The organism is Pseudooceanicola lipolyticus (genome assembly GCF_002786325.1).
Taxonomy (GTDB): Bacteria; Pseudomonadota; Alphaproteobacteria; order Rhodobacterales; family Rhodobacteraceae; genus Pseudooceanicola_C; species Pseudooceanicola_C lipolyticus.
In genome coordinates, this window is record NZ_PGTB01000030.1 from 1 (window position 1) to 19076 (window position 19076).

At 65.9% G+C, this 19076-nt stretch carries 17 protein-coding genes; 11 read left to right on the plus strand and 6 right to left on the minus strand.

Annotated features, from left to right (window positions below; genetic code table 11):
- Both CVM52_RS10105 and CVM52_RS10110 read left to right on the plus strand, forming a co-directional pair.
- Positions 1–262: histidine phosphatase family protein (locus CVM52_RS10105; protein WP_172720970.1), on the plus strand; the 262-nt coding region annotated here is incomplete at its 5' end.
- Entirely contained in the window at positions 250–696 is a 447-nt protein-coding gene (locus CVM52_RS10110; protein ID WP_100162391.1) for a phosphatase domain-containing protein, read from the plus strand. The genes CVM52_RS10105 and CVM52_RS10110, both read left to right, overlap by 13 nt.
- 24 nt (positions 697–720) lie before the next feature.
- Here CVM52_RS10110 and CVM52_RS10115 read toward each other — a convergent pair whose 3' ends face one another.
- Positions 721–1665 carry a nucleoside hydrolase gene (locus CVM52_RS10115; RefSeq protein ID WP_100162392.1) on the minus strand — a complete coding sequence of 315 codons (945 nt, stop codon included), beginning with the start codon at positions 1663–1665 and terminating at the stop codon, positions 721–723.
- 164 nt (positions 1666–1829) lie between these two features.
- Between CVM52_RS10115 and CVM52_RS10120 the strand changes: the two genes are divergently transcribed.
- The 6 genes from CVM52_RS10120 (at position 1830) to CVM52_RS10145 (ending at position 7360) form a co-directional block, all read left to right on the plus strand.
- Entirely contained in the window at positions 1830–2804 is a 975-nt protein-coding gene (locus CVM52_RS10120; protein ID WP_240620929.1) for an isopenicillin N synthase family dioxygenase, read from the plus strand.
- Between the two features lie 54 nt (positions 2805–2858).
- Positions 2859–3905 (plus strand): ABC transporter substrate-binding protein, encoded by a 1047-nt coding sequence (locus tag CVM52_RS10125; protein WP_100162394.1) that lies wholly within the window; start codon positions 2859–2861, stop codon positions 3903–3905.
- A gap of 88 nt (positions 3906–3993) precedes the next feature.
- On the plus strand, positions 3994–5061 hold the full coding sequence (locus CVM52_RS10130) for an ABC transporter ATP-binding protein (RefSeq protein ID WP_100162395.1): 1068 nt from the start codon (positions 3994–3996) through the stop codon (positions 5059–5061).
- Complete coding sequence (locus CVM52_RS10135) at positions 5058–5897, plus strand: ABC transporter permease (protein WP_100162396.1); 840 nt, start codon at positions 5058–5060, stop codon at positions 5895–5897. The genes CVM52_RS10130 and CVM52_RS10135 overlap by 4 nt, the downstream gene beginning before the upstream one ends.
- Positions 5898–5900: 3 nt before the next feature.
- Positions 5901–6677: an ABC transporter permease gene (locus CVM52_RS10140; protein WP_205964928.1), complete on the plus strand. Its 777-nt coding sequence runs from the start codon at positions 5901–5903 to the stop codon at positions 6675–6677.
- 8 nt (positions 6678–6685) lie between these two features.
- A complete protein-coding gene (locus CVM52_RS10145; protein WP_100162397.1) occupies positions 6686–7360 on the plus strand; it encodes a GntR family transcriptional regulator in 675 nt (224 codons plus the stop codon).
- A gap of 21 nt (positions 7361–7381) precedes the next feature.
- Here the strand turns inward: CVM52_RS10145 and CVM52_RS10150 are convergent, their stop codons facing one another.
- Entirely contained in the window at positions 7382–8176 is a 795-nt protein-coding gene (locus CVM52_RS10150) for a LamB/YcsF family protein (RefSeq protein WP_370741495.1), read from the minus strand.
- A gap of 141 nt (positions 8177–8317) precedes the next feature.
- Here CVM52_RS10150 and pxpB point away from each other — a divergent pair, with 141 nt between their 5' ends.
- From pxpB to glpD, 3 genes are all read left to right on the plus strand, one after another.
- Positions 8318–9079, plus strand: a complete 762-nt coding sequence (pxpB, locus tag CVM52_RS10155; protein WP_100162399.1) for a 5-oxoprolinase subunit PxpB — start codon at positions 8318–8320, stop codon at positions 9077–9079.
- Positions 9079–10107 (plus strand): 5-oxoprolinase subunit C family protein, encoded by a 1029-nt coding sequence (locus tag CVM52_RS10160; protein ID WP_100162400.1) that lies wholly within the window; start codon positions 9079–9081, stop codon positions 10105–10107. Before pxpB ends, CVM52_RS10160 begins: the two co-directional genes overlap by 1 nt.
- Positions 10108–10238: 131 nt before the next feature.
- Complete coding sequence (gene glpD, locus CVM52_RS10165) at positions 10239–11873, plus strand: glycerol-3-phosphate dehydrogenase (protein WP_100162401.1); 1635 nt, start codon at positions 10239–10241, stop codon at positions 11871–11873.
- A 25-nt stretch (positions 11874–11898) separates the two neighbouring features.
- Here the strand turns inward: glpD and CVM52_RS10170 are convergent, their stop codons facing one another.
- The 4 genes from CVM52_RS10170 to repC all read right to left on the minus strand — a co-directional run bounded on the left by CVM52_RS10170 (position 11899) and on the right by repC (position 18901).
- On the minus strand, positions 11899–14994 hold the full coding sequence (locus CVM52_RS10170) for an efflux RND transporter permease subunit (protein WP_100162402.1): 3096 nt from the start codon (positions 14992–14994) through the stop codon (positions 11899–11901).
- Positions 14994–16166, minus strand: a complete 1173-nt coding sequence (locus CVM52_RS10175; RefSeq protein ID WP_100162403.1) for an efflux RND transporter periplasmic adaptor subunit — start codon at positions 16164–16166, stop codon at positions 14994–14996. Before CVM52_RS10175 ends, CVM52_RS10170 begins: the two co-directional genes overlap by 1 nt.
- 227 nt (positions 16167–16393) lie before the next feature.
- Positions 16394–17143: a siderophore-interacting protein gene (locus CVM52_RS10180; RefSeq protein ID WP_100162404.1), complete on the minus strand. Its 750-nt coding sequence runs from the start codon at positions 17141–17143 to the stop codon at positions 16394–16396.
- Positions 17144–17608: 465 nt separating this feature from the next.
- Positions 17609–18901 carry a plasmid replication protein RepC gene (gene repC, locus CVM52_RS10185; protein ID WP_100162405.1) on the minus strand — a complete coding sequence of 431 codons (1293 nt, stop codon included), beginning with the start codon at positions 18899–18901 and terminating at the stop codon, positions 17609–17611.
- Between the last annotated feature and the right edge of the window lie 175 nt (positions 18902–19076).

Consider the following 19076-nt stretch of genomic DNA (forward strand, 5'->3'; position numbering starts at 1 on the left):
GGCAACGCCCGCGGGCGGCGAAGGCTGGCCGGCGATGTTGGAGCGCGTCGGCGCGGCGGTCGATCAGGCGCTGCAGGCCGCCGGAGATCGGCTGCCGGTGCTGGTGGCCCATTCCGGCGTGATCCGGGCGGTGCGGCAGTTGGGTGGCGGCACCCCGCATGGCGCTTCGCCGCCCAATACCACGCCGCTGCTCTTTGCCCCCGCGGCCAACGGCTGGCAGGAAACAACACTGACGGAAAAGGACCTCCCATGGATTGCGTGATCTTTGACATCGACGGGACGCTGGCGGAATTCGATTCCGCCCGCCTGGGCCACCTGGTGCATGGCGAAGACAAGCATTGGGAGGCATTCCACCGCGAGATGCGCCAGGCGCCGGTAATCGAACCGGTCGCCCGCCTGCTGGCCAAATTGCAGGCCCAGGGCGAACGTATCGTGCTGTGCTCGGGCCGGCCCGAAGGCTGGCGCGACCACACCCTGGCCTGGCTGGCACAGGCCGGGATCGATGCCGATGCGGTCTATCTGCGCGGCCGTGACGAAGACCGCGCCAGCGATCCCGATGTCAAGCGCGCGGCGCTGAACCGGATCCGCGCCGATGGTTACCGGCCCTGGCTGGTGGTGGATGACCGCAGCGCGGTGGTCGCGTTCTGGCGCGAGGCCGGCCTGACCTGCCTGCAATGCGCGCCGGGGGATTTCTGACCCCCGGCAGCCTCTGGCCAACCCCTAGCGGCCCAGCCGGGCCAGCGCGGATTCCATCCGCCGGTAGACCTCGCCCGGGTCGGTGCAACCGTTCAGCCAGGTGCAATTGTCCTTCTTGCCGGTCTGACGCAGCCAATCCACCACGGTCATGCCGGTGGTCAGCTCGCCGGCACACTCCACGTCCACCGGGCACAACCGCCCGGTGAACAGCTCGGGCCACAGCAGCGCCGCCACCGCCACCGCATCATGCAGCGGACGCGAGGCGGTGCCGTATTTGGCGTTTCCGTAGCGTTCGAAAAACTCCATCATGCCAGCGCAGGCGCGCATCACCTCGCTGCCATGCGCCGCCAGCGCCGCCGACCAGTTGACCGGCGCCGGGGTGGCATGGGTGCAGTCCAGCGGCACGGCGGTCACCGGCACCCCGGAATTCAGCACGATGCGCGCCGCCTCGGGATCGACCAGGATGTTGTATTCCGCCGCCGGGCTCATGTTGCCGCCCTCGAAGAACCCGCCACCCATGAACACGATCTGGTCGATCCGTTCGGCGATGTCGGGGGCACGGCGCAGCGCCAGCGCGATATTGGTCTGCGGCCCCAGCACGATCAGGGTGATCTTTTCGGGATGGCCGAGCAGGGTTTCCACCAGGTAGTCCACCGCATGGCCCGGCGCCGCGCCCTGCCGGGCCGGTACCCAGTCCCAGCCGTCGATACCCGTTTCACCGTGAATCTCGGGCACCGGGCGCGGGTCGCGCAGCAGCGGCCGGGCCGAGCCGGCGTAAACCGGCACCTCGCCCCGGCCGGCCAGTTCGACAATGCGCCGCGCATTGTCGGTGGTCTGCGCCAGACCCATATTGCCCGCCACCGTGGTCAGGGCCAGCACCTCCAGTTCGGGCGCGGCCAGCGCCAGGAGAATCGCAAAGGCATCGTCCTGGCCGGGGTCGGTGTCGATAATCACGGGGCGGGGGGCCATCGGCGGTCCTTTCGGTTGGAAGCAGGGGTAAAACCGGCGGTTTCTGCACAAATTATGGGCAAAACCCCCGGTTTCCGGAGAATTCATCCCGGCTACAAAAGCTTCTTGCTTTTCTCAAGGTCAATACTGCACTCTGTATACAATGTGCAGAATGGAGACGCATGATGAAAGGTGATTTCGACAACATTCCGATCGTCAGCCTTGCCGGGCTGGCCGAGGACGCGGCGCCGGAAGAGCGCGCCAAGACGGTTGCCGCGCTGAAAGAGGCGCTGGAAACCTCCGGCTTTGCCTATCTCGCCGATCATGGTGTTTCCGAGGATCTGGTGGAAAAGATGCGCCAGATGAACATGGCCTTCCACGACCTGCCGATGGAAGAGAAGATGGCGCTGAAGATCAACGGCTTCCATCGCGGCTATATGCCGATGTCCTCGTCCACCATCGTCACCTCTTCGGTCGCCAAGGTGACCAAGCCCAACCGCTCGGAAAGCCTGATGGTGATGCATGAGGTCCCCGAGGATGCGCCCTATGCCGGCGAACCGCTGCAGGGCCCCAACCAGTTCCCCGCTTCGCTGCCCGAAGTGGCCGAAACCGCGCGCGCCTATATGACCGAGATGACCGGGCTGGGCGAACGCATCGCCGGCGGCTTGGCCGAGGCGCTGGGGCTGGAACGCGACTGGTTCAAGCAGTATTTCGACAATCCCACCCTGTTCCTGCGCCTGCTGCATTACCCCGAACAGCCCGACGAGGAAGAGCTGTTCGGCTCGGCTCCGCATACCGATTACGGTTTTGTCACCCTGCTGAAGCAGGACAATGTCGGCGGGCTGGAAGTGCGCAACAAGCGCAACGAATGGATCCCCGCACCGCCGATCGACGGCACCTTCGTGATGAATGTGGGCGATATCCTGGCCAAGTGGTCGAACGGGCGGTTCGTGTCGACCCCGCACCGCGTCCGCAACCTCAGCCGCCGCGACCGCTATTCGCAGCCCTTCTTCTACGACCCGTCGATGAGCGCGCTGGTCGAATGCCCCCCCGCCATGCTGGAGGCGGGCGAGACACCGCAGATGGAGCCGGTCCTCTATGGGGACTATCTGCTGGAACGGCTCAACAAGAACTACGACTATCGCAAGAAAGCGTCCTGATCGCCTTCCCCTCCGAAGGCACCCATCAGGCACCGAAAACAGGGAAAGAACTCAATGACCGATTTCAACCGACGTAACATGCTCAAGGCCCTGGTGGCGCTTGGCGGGGCCACCGTTCTGGGTGTGCCCGGCGTGCGCGCCCAGGCCGAACAGCTGGTGATCACGACCTATGGCGGATCGTGGGAAAAATTCTGGCGCGACATCCTGATCCCCGCCTTCACCGAGGAATCCGGGGTCGAGCCGCAGCTCGATATCGGCCTGGGCCGGGTCTATACCACCAACCTGCGCGCTGCCGGCAAGGACAACCCGCCCTATAGCTGCCTGATGACCAACGAGATCTACTCGACGGTGCTGCGCGACGAGGGCTATTTCGAAAAGCTCGATCTCGACCTGGTGCCGAACTATGCCGATCTGTACCCGGTGGCGACCGAGGCCTCGGACGGCTGGGCCGCTGTCGGCCTGATCTCTCCCATCGGTATCGGCTATCGCACCGATATGGTGTCCGAGGCGCCGACCTCGTGGAAGGATCTCTGGGACAATCCCGAACTGATGGGGCGGCTGGGCCTCTACAACATCCAGAACTCGGCCGGCAAAATGTTCCTGATGCTGACCTCGATGATCTACGGCTCGGGCATCGACGACCTGGAAACCGGCTTTGCCAAGCTGAAAGAGCTGGGCCCGGTCTATCAGACCGATTTCAACATGAGCACCGCCATGGCCACCGGCGAGATCGCCGTTGCGCCGTTCGACTTCGGGGAAATCGCCCGCCTGCGCAACCAGGGCCTGCCGGTGGAATGCATTATTCCCGAAGAGGGCTTGATGATGTGGGACCAGACCTTCAACATCTGCGCCAACAGCCCGGCGCGCGAACAGGCCTATGAATACCTGAACTTCGTCCTCGGCCCCCAGGGCCAGGATCTGCTGATGCGCGAATTCTTCGTGTCGCCGGTCAACAAGACGGTGGATGTGCCCGAGGACCTGCAGCGCGACGTGCCGGTGTCGGGCGCCGCGATGGAGCAGTTCATCAAGTGGGACTGGAAACTGATGAACAGCAAAGCCGAGGAACTCGCGCGCCGCTGGAACGAGATCTTCGGCGCCTGACCGGCGCCGAACCTGATACCTCCCCTGAAACTTCCCGCACCGTCTTGCCACGGTGCGGGCTTTTGATCAAAGGACTGGCGCGTTCCCCATGACGGAAGTTTCGCTTCGCTCGCTCGTGAAATCCTATGGCAGGTCGACCGCGCTGAAAGGGATCTCGCTGAATATCGGCCAAGGCGAATTCGTGTCGCTGCTGGGCCCGTCGGGCTGCGGCAAATCGACGACGCTGAAATGTATCGCCGGCTTCGAAGAGGTCACCGAAGGCAAGATCTTCTTCGACAACACCGATATCTCGCGCAAGCTGCCGGAAGACCGCGATATCGGCATGGTGTTCCAGTCCTACGCCCTGTTTCCACATATGACGGTGGCCCAGAACCTGGCCTTCGGGCTGCAGATGCGGCGGGTGCCCAAGGCCGAGATCGCCACGCGCGTCGCCCGCGCGATGGATATGGTCCAGCTGACCCAATATGCCGAACGCTTCCCCAAGGCGCTGTCGGGCGGCCAGCAACAGCGCGTTGCACTGGCGCGGGCGCTGGTGATCGAACCGGCGATCCTGCTGCTGGACGAGCCGCTGGCCAACCTCGATGCCAAGCTGCGCGACGAAATGCGCGGCTTTATCCGCGACCTGCAGAAACGGGTCGGCATCACCACCATCTACGTCACCCATGACCAGGGCGAAGCGATGACGATGTCCGACCGCGTGGTGGTGATGTTCGACGGCGAAATCGCCCAGGCCGCGCCGCCGGAAGAAGTCTACAACCACCCCGCCTCGGAACGGGTGGCGCGGTTTGTCGGCAATGCCAATATCCTCGACCTGCCGGTCACGGCCAAGGACGCCGCCGGCAGCGACCTGGCGCTGCCCGACGGCAACCGCCTGCGCATCGACAGCCCGGCGCCCTGGGCCAATGGCCGGCTGCGGGTGATGGCCCGGCCCGAACAGATCGGCCTGACCGATCCCGGTGCCGGCCATCTGGGTGGCCAGATCGCCAAGCGCTATTTCAGCGGCGGCCATGTCGAATACCATGTCGACAGCGATTGCGGCCCGCTGATCGTACTGGGTCCGACCACGCAGACCGTGACCGAGGGCGCCAATGTGGGTCTGGCGCTGGACCCGGCCCGCCTGTGGCCGATCCCCGAGCCGAAGGGAAAGGCGCAATGAAACGGATACGCGCCACCCTGCTGCTGGCCCCCGCCGCGGCGCTGATCTTCCTGTTCATCCTGCTGCCCTATATCACCGTTCTGGTGATGAGTTTCCGCGCCCCGGCCGAGGGCCAGCCCTATGGCGAGGGCTTCAGCGTCGAAGGCTACGCGCATTTCTTTGCCGAAAGCTATTACGCCACTTCACTGCCGCAGACCCTGTTCCTGGGCGTGGTGACAACGCTGGTCTGCCTGATCCTGGCCTATCCGGTGGCGCTGCACATCGCCTTCGCCTCCAAGCGCTGGCGCGGCCTGCTCTATGGCATCGTGCTGTCGCCGCTGCTGGTCGGCATCGTGGTGCGCAGCTATGGCTGGACCATCCTGCTGGGCAATTCCGGCGTGATCAATTCGACCCTGCGCAACCTGGGCCTGATCGACCGGCCGCTGCCGCTGATGTATAATGATTTCGGCGTGATCCTGGCGCTTGCCCATGTCTTCCTGCCCTTCATGGTGCTGCCGCTGCTGTCCTCGCTGCAGGCGATGGATCCGGCGGTGACCCAGGCCGCGCGCTCGTTGGGGGCCAGCCGCTTCACCATCTTCCGGCGGGTGACCTTCCCGGTATCGATGCCCGGCGTGCAATCGGGCTGCATCCTGGTCTTCGTGCTGGCGATTTCCTCCTATGTCACCCCGGCGCTGGTCGGCGGCATGCGGGTCAAGACCACGACGCTGTTGGTCGTCGACGCACTGATCGACCAGTTCCAATGGCCCTTCGGATCGGCGATGGCGCTGATCCTGGCGGTCAGCGCCGGCATCGTGGTGCTGATCTTTGCGCGCCTGACCCGAATGAAGTGGACCTGAGCCATGCAGATCGCCACCCCGCTGCTCGGCCTGATGCGTATCCTGGTCTATATCTTCCTGCTGGCGCCCATCGCCATCGTGGTGCTGGCTTCGCTGAATGCCGGCAATTTCCTGACCTTCCCGCCGCAGGGGCTCAGCCTGCGCTGGTTCTGGACCTTCCTGCAGAATGACGTGTTCATCAACGCGATCATCTATTCGGCAGTGCTGGCCGCCGGCGCCACCGCGGTATCGCTGGTGATCGGCACCATGGCGGCGCTGTATTTCGTCCGCCACGCTGCGCGCGAGGCCGAGGCGGTGCGCGTCGGCATGCTGCTGCCGCTGATCCTGCCCGAGATCCTGACCGCCATCGCGCTGCTGTTCTTCTTCTACGAGATCGGCATCGGCACCGAACACAAGATCGCGCTGTTCACCGGCCATGTGCTTATGACGCTGCCCTTCGTGTTCCTGAACGTGACCACCTCGCTCCAGGGCCGCGATGAATCGATCGAGCTGGCGGCGCGCACGCTGGGCGCCTCGCGCTATACCGCCTTCCGCCGGGTCACCCTGCCGCTGATCGCGCCGGGCTTGGCAACCGGCGGGATTTTTGCCTTTATCATCAGCTTTGATACTTTTGGAATTTCATTCATCTTGAAAGGGGCCGGATCGGCGCCGCTGCCGATCCAGCTATATGATTATTTGCGTTTCAATTTCACTCCCGAGGCCGCCGCGGTGTCGACCGTTTCGATCCTTCTGACCCTGATGCTGGTCACCCTGTCCGACCTGCTGTTCGGGCGGGAATAGGCGCGGCCATGGCGGATCTGGACGAGCAGCTGAGCCTGCGGCCCATCGGGCTGGAAGTGGCCGACCGCATGGAAGCGGCAATCGTGCGCGAGGTCTTCGCGCCGGGCGAGAAGCTGCGGGAACTCGACATCTGCGCCCGCTTCGGTATCTCACGCTCGCCGTTGCGCGAGGCGTTCCAGGTGCTGGAAGGGCGCGGCCTGGTCGAACGCCGGCCGCGGCTGGGCACCCGCGTCACTGAGATGTCGGTGGAAAATCTCGACGAGATCACCACCTGTCGCATCCCGCTCGAGGCCACCTGCAGCCGGCTTCTGGCCAGCCGCGACGACCACCGGGCCGTCGCCACTGAACTGGAGGTGCCGCTGGTCTCGATGCGCCACGCATATAAGCGCGGCGATTTCGTCGCCGGGTTCGAGGCCAATGTGCAGATGACCGCGCTGATGCATGCGCGCTGCGGCAATTCGGTGTTGCAACGGCTGTTGGATCAGCTCGACAAATCGGCGCTGCGCTATCGCTTTCGCGCCTATCGCAGTGCCACCAGCGTGCTGGACGACATGATCGAGGGCAACACCGCGATGGTCGACGCGATCCGCTCGGGCGATGGCGACCGCGCCGCCCAGGTCACCGCCGACCTGGTGGAAAAGGCCTGGCAAACCACGCGCACGCTGTTCCTGGAATCAACCTGACAGGGGTGCCGCGCCGCCCGTTCAGGGCTGGGCAAAGGGCGCGATGGTCACGCCATTCTCTTCCAGCGCGGCACGCAAGCCGCGGGCAATCTCGACCGCGCCGGGGGTGTCACCATGGATGCACAGCGTTGCAGGCTCCACCGGCAGCCGCTTGCCGCCGCTGGTGGGAATATGCCCGTTCAGCACCATCTCCAGCACCTGGTCGCGGCTTTGGACCGGGTCGTGGATCACCGCGCCGGGCTGGCTGCGCGGGGTCAATTCGCCGGCATCGGTATAGCTGCGGTCGGCATAGATTTCGCAGGCCACCGCCAAACCCGCTTTTTGGGCGGCGGTAAAGGTCTCGGAATAGGGCAGCGACACAAAGATCAAGCCGGGGTCGACCGCCCTGACCGCGCGCACGCACAGCGCCGCAAGATCGGGATCGGTCGCCGCCATGTTGCCAAGCGCGCCATGGGTTTTCACATAGCGCATGCTGTGGCCTTCCACCGCGCACATGCCCTGCATGGCGGCGATCTGATAGATCAGCTGCGCCTCCAGATCCTCGGGCCGTTCGCCGGAGATCCGCCGCCGGCCAAAGCCGTAGAGATCCATGAAGGACGGATGCGCGCCCACCACGACCCCCGCCGCCCGGGCCAGCCGGATGGTGTTGCGCATCACCGCCGGATCGCCGGCATGGAAGCCGCAGGCCACGTTGGCCGACGAGATCAGCGCCATCATCGCCGCGTCATCGCCGATGGTATAGGCGCCAAAGCTCTCGCCCATGTCGCAATTCAGGTCCAGGCTGCGGGTCACGTCGGGCCTCCGTTTCTGGCGCATGCGGCGGTCGAACTCTTCAGTGTCACCGCTTTCGCCGGCGCCGCAAGGGCGGGCTTGCTCTTTTGCTTCAGCTACGACTGGTATAGCCAAAGGGCAAGGGCGCACCATGCGCTATCGCCCAGGCACCGGCTTGAAAGACCCATGACGGCAGAGACCACAGCACCCGAGGACAAACGCCGCGCGCGCTTTCCCATCTTCCGGCCGCTGGGCGACCGGGCGCTAACCGTTTCCTTTGGCGACAGCATCGATGCCGAGACCAATGAAACCGTCATCCGCATCGCCGATTCCCTGCGCGAACACCCCTTTGACGGCTTTGCCGAGGCGGTGCCGACCTATTGCGCGCTGCTGATTATCTATGACCCGCTGGTGATTTCGGGCGACGATGTGGAACACCTGGTTGCGGCCCGGATCAGCGAGGTGCGGCATCAGGCGCGGGCGCGCCGCCGCTGGACCGTTCCGGTGCATTACGGCGGACCCGCCGCGCTGGATCTCGACAGCCTGGCCGCCGAAAAGGACATGACCCCGCAGGAGTTGATCGCGCTGCATTCCGGCGCCGAATACAGGGTCTACATGATCGGTTTCGCGCCCGGTTTCACCTATCTGGGCGGCCTGCCGGAACGGCTGCACGCGCCGCGCCTACCGCAACCGCGGCAGATGATCCCCGCCGGCGCCATCGGCATCGGCGGACAGCAGGCCTCGGTCAATTCGGTCGCCGGGCCGTCGGGCTGGCGCTTCATCGGCAGCACCCCGGTGCGCGCCTTCGACCCGGCGCGCAAGGCGCCCTTCCTGTTCGCGGCCGGCGATCTGGTGCGGTTCCATCCGGTCGCCGCCGCCGAGGCGGCCGAACTCTCGGCCCGCGTGGCCCGGGGCGACACCGTGATCCGTCCCGAGCAGGTGGCGTAATGCTCGAGGTGCTCTCGGTCGGCCCAATGCTCTCGGTGCAGGATCAAGGGCGGCAGGGCTATCGCAGAAGCGGCGTGTCACCCTCCGGGCCGATGGACCCGCCGTCGCTGGCGCTGGCCAACCGGCTGTGCGGCAATCCCGACCGGGCGGCGGCGCTGGAATTCGCGGTGCTGGGCGGGAAGTTCCGGGCCGAGCGCCCGCTGCGCATTGCCGTCACCGGCGGCGATTGCGACCTGCGCCTGGGCACAACCGCGGTGGCGGTGAACGAAACCCACCGGCTGGAGGCCGGCGAAACCCTCAGCATCGGCGCGCTGCGCGGCACCGCCTGGGGCTATCTTGCGCTGTCCGGCGGAATCGACACGCCCCTGGTTCTGGGCGCGCGCGCCACCCATCTGCGCTTTGGCCTCGGAGGGCTGGAGGGCCGGGTGCTGAAACCCGGCGACCGGCTGCCACTGGGGCCCGAAACCGGGCCGGGCCCGCTGCTGCGCCCCGCCATACCGCCCGCCGTCGCCACCGCCGACACCCCGATCCGCCTGGTGCTGGGCCCGCAGGACGCCCATTTCGCCCCCGAGGTGCTGGACCTGCTGACGTCGGAACCCTTCGTGGTCAGCGCCAAGCGTGACCGCATGGCCGCGGTGCTCGACGGTCCGAACCTGCCGGCGATCGGCGGGCATGACATCATTTCCGACGGTGCCGTGCCCGGCGCCATCCAGGTGCCGGGCTCGGGCAAGGCAACGGTGCTGATGGCCGAATGCCAGACCACCGGCGGCTATCCCAAGATCGCCACGGTGATCTCGGCCGACTTGCCGCGCCTGGCGCAGTTCCCCACCGGCACGGCCTTTCGCTTTGCCGTGGTCGATCGCAACACCGCCGAACAGGCGGCGCGGGCGCAGGCCACCGCGCTGCAGGCGCTGCTGGACGGGCTGCAGGTCAAGCCCGGCGGCACCCTGACCTCGGAATACCTGCTGTCGCGCGATCTGGTCGGCGGCATCTATGACCCCGAAGCGGTGATCCCGCAAAAACCTTGATCCGGCGCGTCGCCACGGCAGATTGAAATTCCATCGCCTGCGTGCAACTACCGGCGCGTGACCCTGGACCACCCAAGATGCACGGCTTCGCGGATGCGGATCGCAGCTTGCAGTGAATGGAAGGACGCCCGATGCCGGATCAAAACCCGCCCTGCCCCGGTCCCGCCCCCGAACACTACGACCTGCTGGTGATCGGCGGCGGCGTGAACGGCGCCGGGATCGCCCGCGACGCCGCCGGGCGGGGATATGCGGTGTGCCTGTGCGAACAGGGCGATTTTGCCGGCGGCACCTCTTCGGCCTCGACCAAGCTGTTTCACGGCGGGCTGCGCTATCTGGAATATCTCGAATTCCGGCTGGTGCGCGAGGCGCTGATCGAACGCGAGGTGCTGTTGCGCGCGATGCCGCATATTTCCTGGCCGCTGCGCTTCGTGCTGCCCTATCACGCCGCGATGCGCTTTGATACGGCAACCCCGGTCTCGCGCCTGCTGTCGGTGTTGATGCCCTGGCAGCGCGGCCGCCGCCCGGCCTGGCTGGTGCGGCTGGGCCTCGCCCTCTATGACCGGCTCGGCCGGCGCGAGATCCTGCCGCCAACCCGCAATCTGGACCTGACCGCGGATGCGGCGGGCCGCCCGTTGAAACCCGAATTCCGCCGGGCCTTCGAATATTCCGACTGCTGGGTCGATGACGCCCGGCTGGTCATCCTCAACCTGCGCGATGCCCAGGCGCGCGGCGCCCGGATCGATGCCCGCAGCACGGTGCTGCGCGCGGTCTATGACCAGCAGCGCTGGCAGGTCGATATCCGCGACGCCGACGGGCAAACCCGCCGCGTCACCGCCGCAGTTATCGTCAACAGCGCCGGTCCCTGGGTCGACCAGGTGCTGCACAACGTGTTCGGCCAGAACGACGTACACAATATCCGGCTGGTGCGCGGCAGCCATATCGTGGTGCCGCGCAAGTTCGACCACGACCGCGCCTATTTCTTCCAGAATGCCGACGGGCGGATCATCTTCGCGATCCCCTATGAATCCGATTACACCCTGATCGGCACCACCGACATGGACCATCCTGACCTGACCACCAAACCCGAGATCACCGCCGAGGAACGCGATTATCTCTGCCGCATGGCCAGCATTTATTTCCGCGAGCCGGTGCGGCCCGAGGATATCGTCTGGACCTATTCCGGCCTGCGGCCGCTGTTCGACGATGGCGCCTCGGATGCAACCGAGGCAACCCGCGACTATGTGGTGCGCCCCGATCCGGCCCTGGGCAATGGCAGGCTGTTGAACATCTTCGGCGGCAAGCTGACCACCTATCGCCGGCTGGCCGAGGCGGTGCTGGATCAGGTCGAGGATATTCTCGGCCGCCGCGGCCCGGCCTGGACCGCCACCGCCCACCTGCCGGGCGGCGACCTGCCCGTCGATCAGGTCGACGGGCTGATCGGCAGGGTGGCTGCCGACTATCCCTGGCTGGACGAATTCACCGCCCGGCGGCTGGTGCGCAGCTATGGCACCGAAGTACCGCTGGTGCTGGGCCCGCCCGGCAGTGCGCCGGCCGAGGGCGAGACATTCGGCGCCGGGCTGACCGACGCCGAGGTGCACCACCTGATCACCCGGGAATGGGCCCGTTCCGCCCAAGACATCGCCTTCCGCCGCACCAAGCTGGGGCTGCGCCTCAGCGAGGACCAGATCGCCCGGCTTGACGCCTATGTGGCGCAGGTGCTGGCCGACCCCGAACCGCGGCCCGCCCAGACCGCGCGCGAGCACTAGCGGTTCGGATAGCCGCGCCCTGCCCTCAGCCGCTCAGCGCCGCCGCTTTCTCGGCCGCCAGGCGCTGTGCCGCCTTGCCGGGTGCCGCGCCCAGCGGCGCGATCAGCCGGTAGAAGACCGGCGTCAGGAACAGGGTGAACACCGTGGCAAAGCCCAACCCGCCGACAATCACCCAGCCGACCGCAATCCGCGCCTCGGCGCCGGCCCCCGAGGCCAGCACCAGCGGCACGCCGCCGAACACGGTGGAGACCGCGGTCATCATCACCGGCCGGATCCGCAGCCGCACCGCGTCGCGGATGGCGCTGTCGACATCCTGCCCGCGTTCGCGCAGCTGGTTGGCGAATTCCACCACCAGGATCCCGTTCTTGGCCATGATCCCGATCAGGATCACCAGGCCGATCTGGCTGTAATAGTTCAGCGTGCCGCCGGTCAGCCAGATCGCCAGGATCGCTGCGCCCAGTCCGAAGGGCACCGTCAGCAGGATGACCAATGCGCTGGTGACGCTTTCGAACTGCGCCGCCAGCACCAGCAGCACCACCAGCAGCGCCATGCCGAACACCAGCAACGTGCCCGACTGGCTTTCCTCCAGCGTTGCCGCCTCGCCCAGGAATGCCAGCCGCATGCCGTCCGGCAGCACCTCGGCGGCAATCTCCGCCGCCCGCTCCGCCGCCTGCCCCAGGCTGATACCGGTGCCCAGGTTGGCGGCGCCGGCCACCGCGCGCGACCGCTCCTCGCGCGACAGCGTCGACGAGGTGGCGCCCTGGGTCAGCGTCACCGCCGAGGACAGCGGCACAAAGCCGCCGCCCTGCGCCCGGACATAGACATTCTCGATATCCGCCGGATCCTCGATCGGCTTGCCACCGGGCACCAGCCGCACATCGGTCTCTTCGCCATCGACGAAATATTCGGCCGCCACCACGCCCTGGGTCAGCGCGTTGATGGTGGTGGCGATGTCTGTCGGCGACAGGTCGAGCTGGGTCGCCATCTCGCGATCGATCTCGACGCTCAGCAGCGGCGTGTTCACGTCATAGGACAGCCGCGGATTGGCAAAGGTCGGATCGGTCTCCATCGCCGCGATCAGCGCGTCGCCCGCCTGTGCCAGCTGCTCGTAATCGCGGCCTAGCACCGCGAACTGCAATCCGCGCCCGGCGCCGCGAATGCCCAGGCTGTTGGGCGACCCGGCCATCACCGAGATCCCCGGCAGGCGCGACAGCTGCGGCGTCAGCTCGGCGATGATCTCCTGCTGGCTGCGGCCGCGTTCGGCCCAGTTCGCCAGCCGCACGATGACAAAGGCGCTGGAACTCGATCCGGTGCCGATGATCGACTGCACTGCCGACACGTCGCCGCTGGCCACGTAGGGGTCCAGCACCGCCTCGATCTTCTGCACCTGCCCGTCGGTGAAATTCAGGCTGGACCCCGCCGGGGTACTGGCGCGGATGAAAAACACGCCGCGATCCTCGGGCGGGGTCAATGCCGAGGTCAGCTGGCTGAAGGTGCCATAGGAGAAGATCGCAAAGGCCAGCGCCAGGCCGATCACCACCGCCGGCGCCGCCAGCGTCCAGTCGACAAGTTTCAGATACAGCGCCGCCGGCCCCCAGCGCCGCGGCGCCGCCTGTTCCTCAGTGTCCACGTCTCCCGGCCGGCCCGGATCCAGCACCGACGCCAGCACCGGCGCCAGCGTCAGCGCCACCAGCGAGGACAGCCCGACGCAGAAGGCCAGGACAAAGCCGAACTCGGCAAAGATTCCGCCCGCCTGTCCCGGCAGGAAGGAAATCGGCACGAACACCGCCGCCAGCGTCGCGGTGGTCGACACCACCGCAAAGAACACCTCGTTGGTGCCGCTGGCCGCGGCGCTGCGCGCGCCCAGCCCCTGGCGGCGGCGGCGCACGATGTTCTCGATCACCACGATGGCGTCATCCACCACCATGCCGGTGGCCAGCACCAGCGCCAGCAGGGTGATGGTGTTCACCGAAAACCCGGCCAGCCAGATCGCCGCGATCGCCCCGATCAGCGACACCGGGATCGTCAGCGTCGGGATCAGCACCGCCCGCCACGACCGCAGAAAGGCAAAGATCACCGCGACCACGATCAGAACCGCCATGCCGATCGAGGCGCTGACCTCGATGATCGAGCGTTCGATGAACACCCCGTCATCCGAGGCGATGGTCAGCCGCACATCCGCCGGCAGGATCGGCTGCAACTCGGCCACTGCGGCGCGCACATCCTGCGAAATCGCCAGCGTGTTGCCCACCGACTGCCGGATCACGTTCAGCACCACCGCGCTCTGCCCGCCGACGCGGGCCAGGCTGTCGCGCTCTTTCGCGGTGTATTGCACCAGCGCCACGTCATCGACGCGGGTATGTGCGTCGATGCGCAGATCGGCAATGGTGTCCACCGTCACCGTCGGATCGGCACTGCGCAGCAGCACCGATTGGCTGCCCGATTCCAGGTCGCCCATGGCGGTGTCGACGCGCAGCCCCGCCAGCGCCGCTTGCACATCGTTGAAATCCAGGTTGCGCCCGACCAATGCGTTCAGGTTGACGCTGATGCGGAACTCGTTTTCCTGCTCGCCCCGGATCTGGATCTCGGCCACCCCGTCCACCCCGGTCAGGCGGTCGGAAATCAGGTTCTCGGCCAGGTCGGTCATCTCGTCCAGCGGCGCCTCGCCGATCAGCGCCAGCCGGATGATCGGATCGGCGTTGGAATCATTCTTGGTCAGCACCGGATCGTCGATGCCATCGGGCAGCGACCGCACCGTGCTGGCCAGTATCTCGCGCGCATCGTTGGCGGCGGTGGCGATGTCGGTGCCGTCGGTCAGTTCAATCGTCAGCCGGCTGGAGCCATAGCTTGAAGTCGACGAGATCGATTTCATCCCGGCAAGCTCGGCCATCGAATCCTCGATCACCTTGGTCACCTCGGTGTCCATCGTCTCGGGTGCGGCGCCGTCCCAGTCCACCCGCACCGACAGCACCGGCTGATCGACATCGGGCATCTCGCGCACCTCGACCCCGGTCAGTGCCGCCAGACCGGCAATGGCGATCAGCAGGTTGATCACACAGGCCAGGATCGGGCGCGACACGAACAGGTCGGCAACGCCGCGATGCAGATTGCGCACCCCCATCACTCGGTCACCTTGATGCCGGTCTGCCCGCCCTGGTCGGCCGACAGGTCAATCGCAACCGGGCCCGATTCGTCCTGCGTGTCCGAAGGGAGGATGACGACCTCGGCGCCGGGGCGCAGTTTCTGCACCCCCTCGACCACCACAAGCGCGCCGTCGGCCAGCGCCGCGTCCAGCCACACCATGTCGTTCTGGCGGTGGCGGATGGCCACGCCAACCCGCTGTGCCCTGCCCTCCTCGACCAGCCAGACGCTGGCGCCGTCGCGCCCCCAGGTGATCGCATTGGCCGGAACCCGCGGCAGCGGCGGGTTTTCCGGGAACAGCATGGCGTTGAAAATCATCCCCGGCAGCATCAGGCCGGCGGCATTGTCGACCCGCGCCCGCACCTTGATGGTCCGCGTGGTGGAATCGATCTGCCCGTCATAGCCGGCGACCAGCCCCTCGAACACCCGCCCCGGCAGCGACCCGGTGCTCAGCCGCACCGGCTGCCCCACCTCCAGCGCGCTGGCGGCGCGGTCAGGCAGGCCGAATTCGATGGTCAGCGCCGACTGGTCGGTGATCGTCACCACCTCGGCCCCGGTGGCCAGCACATCGCCCTGTTCCACATCGGTCAGCCCCAGGATGCCCGAGATCGGCGCACGCACGGTTTTCTGCGCCAGGTCATATTGCGCGCGGGCCAGTTCGGCCTCGGCGATCTCCACCGCCGTGATCGCCTCGGTCAGCGACACCGCGGTGATCGCCCCGCTATTGGCCTGGCGCAGGGTCTCATAGCGCTCCTGCGTGGCGCGCGCCTGGGCCAGGCTGGCCTCGACCGCGCGCACCGCAATCCGCTCCAACTCGTCATCCAGCGACAGCAGCGGCGCGCCTGCCGCGATCTTTTGGTTGGGGCCGAAATGTATCTCGGTGACCTGGCCGGACACCTCGGTCTCGACCGTGACGCTGGACTTGGCCCGCGCCGTCCCGACCGAGCGGAACACGTCGTTATAGGGCTCGACCACCACCGGGGCGACGGCCACCATCGTGCCGCCGCCGGCACGCCCCGCGCGCGGCTGTCCCGGCTGGGACGCCCGCGCCACCTCGGCCGGTTGCCCGGTCTCCAGCGGATTGCCAAAGGTCGCGACCCAGGCCGCGGCCACGATCGCCGCTCCGATCAGGATGGAAAGAAACTGCTTCACGATAGCGCCCCATTGATGCCTGTGCACAACGTCCTCCCGCCGCGCTGTGACCTCATTCGCAATCTAACGCATGTGAAGTAAATTTCCGTCGGAAATCACCTTCACCGCGTGCAGAAATTTCACCCTGCCCGCCTTGCACTTTTCTCGCGGGCAGAAAAGCGGCGGTTCGGCCCTGCCGGCAGGCGCCGAAAGGTGGCGCCCGCCCGGTCGCGGCCGGCCCTGCTGAATCAGTCCAGCGCCTTGTCGCTGCCATCGGCCTTGCCAATGGTCCAATAGCCCGCCGCCTTCAGATGGTGCAGCGGGTGGCCATGATGCCCGGTCACGCGGTTGCGCAGCGCCCGGGCCACCGCCGCCTCGGCGGCGATCCAGACAAAGCCCTTGCCCGCGGGCCAGTCGATCTGATCAAGCCCTTCGAGCAGCGGCGCCGGGTCAGCGGCTTGCGACACCGGGCGATGCACCCAAAAATCGCGATGCCGCGCCGCTGTTTCGACCGACTGCTGATCCTCCGGCCCGGGCACCGCCACCAGCGTCAGCACCTCCACATCTTCGGGCAGTTCCTCGACCCGTCGGGCAATCGCCGGCAGCGCGGTTTCATCGCCGATCAGCAGGTACCAATCGAACACCGGCGCCACCACCGCCGACCCGCGCGGCCCGCCGATGCGCAGGTGGTCGCCGGGCTTGGCCTGCAGCGCCCAGGCGGTGGCCGGACCGGCTTCGTGAACAGCAAAATCCACCGTGAGGCGGCGTGCCGCGCAGTCGAAGGCACGCGGGGTATAATCCCGCGTCACCGGCGCCTCGGCCCCGGCGTCGTCGATAAACAGCTTGATGTGATCGTCGGGCGACAGGCTGCTGAAATCGGACAGGTCTTCGCCGGTCAGTTCGATGCGGATCATATGCGGGGTCAGCGAGGTCACTTCACTCACGGTCAGTTCGCGAAATTTCAATTCGTGCCGATGGCGTAAAATGATCTGGTCCATGATTTTCCTTTCAGAAACGGGCTTGCTGAAAGTGGCTGGCCTCGGTTGCTGCCCCAATTGGCAAATATTCGCGGCAAGCGCCAGTCAATCGGTGTTGTAAAACCGCTTCTGGCGCATAAACCGGAATCTGACGGCGCAGATCGTAGACCGCGAATTTCCGTAGACGGCGCTTTATCGCCATTCTTACGCTCAAACCGCCGGCGCCCGTGACTTGTAAAAACGTCCAATAATCCCGCCTGCGTCGGGTACTCGTGACGACGCTGCCGGATCGAAGGCCGCTTTGTTGCGTAACGTTCAAGCAGGCGAAGCCGGCCTGCTGGCCTTCGCTGAGATTCTGATTCGGGTCCGAGGTGGCCCGAGTTTGGTTCTATTGGCCCTGTGCCTTGGTCAAATCCCGGTCGCGGGTCACCATGTGCCTGCTCTCCTGATACTGTTATGTGACCGTCCTCCCCTCTGATCTTAGGACTAAGCGGCCAGCGCGGTCAGCCGGCCATAGAAGCTGCGCTCGAGGTGCAAGGCCCCTGCCCCGGCCTTGTCGATCATGCCGCGCAGATAGCTGCCGGGTGATGCGACCTCACCGGCACAGTGCTTCTCGAACACCAGTGCCAACGCCGCCGTTGCCACCTGTTTGCCAAGCTGGTCCTGCGCAAGGTTCCAGACCTGTTCCGAAACGCCGATCATCGGCCGGAGCTGGCCGGCCACCCGATGGAGATCGCCCCAATTCTTTTGGAACCCGCCCAGATTGTGCGCCCAGGACGTGAATTCCGGACAGGCTTGCAGGATGGTTGTCAGATCCAGCGCTGTTTGCGTGTTGCGGAGCTTGGCACCCCGGTCTTGAAGCGCCCTATCCACCCCCTTGCCCGGTTCGGCATTGGGCACAACGCCCGTTGCTTCCTCGTTTTCACGGAGATTACCGATTACTTGATCAAGTTGTTTTGTAGTTAGTATGTGGGGTTCGGAACTGACCACCCTGGGGGTCATTTTCTGGGTTCGTTCGGAGACTTGTTCTTCGGTTCCAACGGTGTTTTCCACAATGTTGCCCGCGTCGATCGCCTGGAGATAGGCGGTCTCGACTTGCTCCTGAAGCTCCCTAAAACAGGCCAGACAGCGTTCGAGTTGCTCAGACGCTGTGTTGCGGCATGGCATGTGATCGAGAAGTGCCTCAAAGCGGCTGGTGAACTGCACCCAGGGGCCCTTCAGCACGCCGCTGACGGCCGCTTCGAGGCGTGCGCGGATCGTCCGCCGTGCTACGGTGATCTGGCGCTTCAACCGTTGGCAGAGTTCGCGCTCGGCCCGGAGATGGGCATACAGAGCCTCGAACTCTTCGGTGCGGGCCGCAAGCGGTGACAGATCGAAGCCATAGGCTTCCACGATACGCCCTTTTGCGTCCCTGCGCCCCCAGCGTTTACCATTGGGGCTGTCTCTGAAGGCGATCACACCGATCTCGGCCAAGCGCCGCGCGTGGCGCTTCAACGTGGAGAGCGAATAGCCCGTCTGTGTCATCAGATAGGCGTTCGACGCCCAGACAATCGGGCGCTGCCCCTCCTCCCAGTCCTGGCCTTGAGTGAAGGCCCCGAGCGTGTCGAGGAGCATCATGTCGCCTGCCTTGAGACCGATGTGCGCCCCCACGCGCTTTACCGCCACGAAAGCCCGCGTCTTGGGGATATTTACCCGTTCACCGGCTTGGGCGTGCTGCTCTGCAACCGCGGAACCCACGGTTGCTTTCCGCCAACCCGAAGCCGGATTGATTTTGGGCATACCTTCCCTGTTCTGAGACAGGTCTGTCTCAGTTGCTCTCTGTGGAGCACCATCGCAATTTTTCATCCTGTGTCAGCAGACAAAGAAATCCCGTTCGCTCAGAAGCGTTTTTTTCTTGTATGGCGATTCGGTGGCTGCTAGTTTCTAGGTGTCTAATCTAAGAATTGCGCTCTGC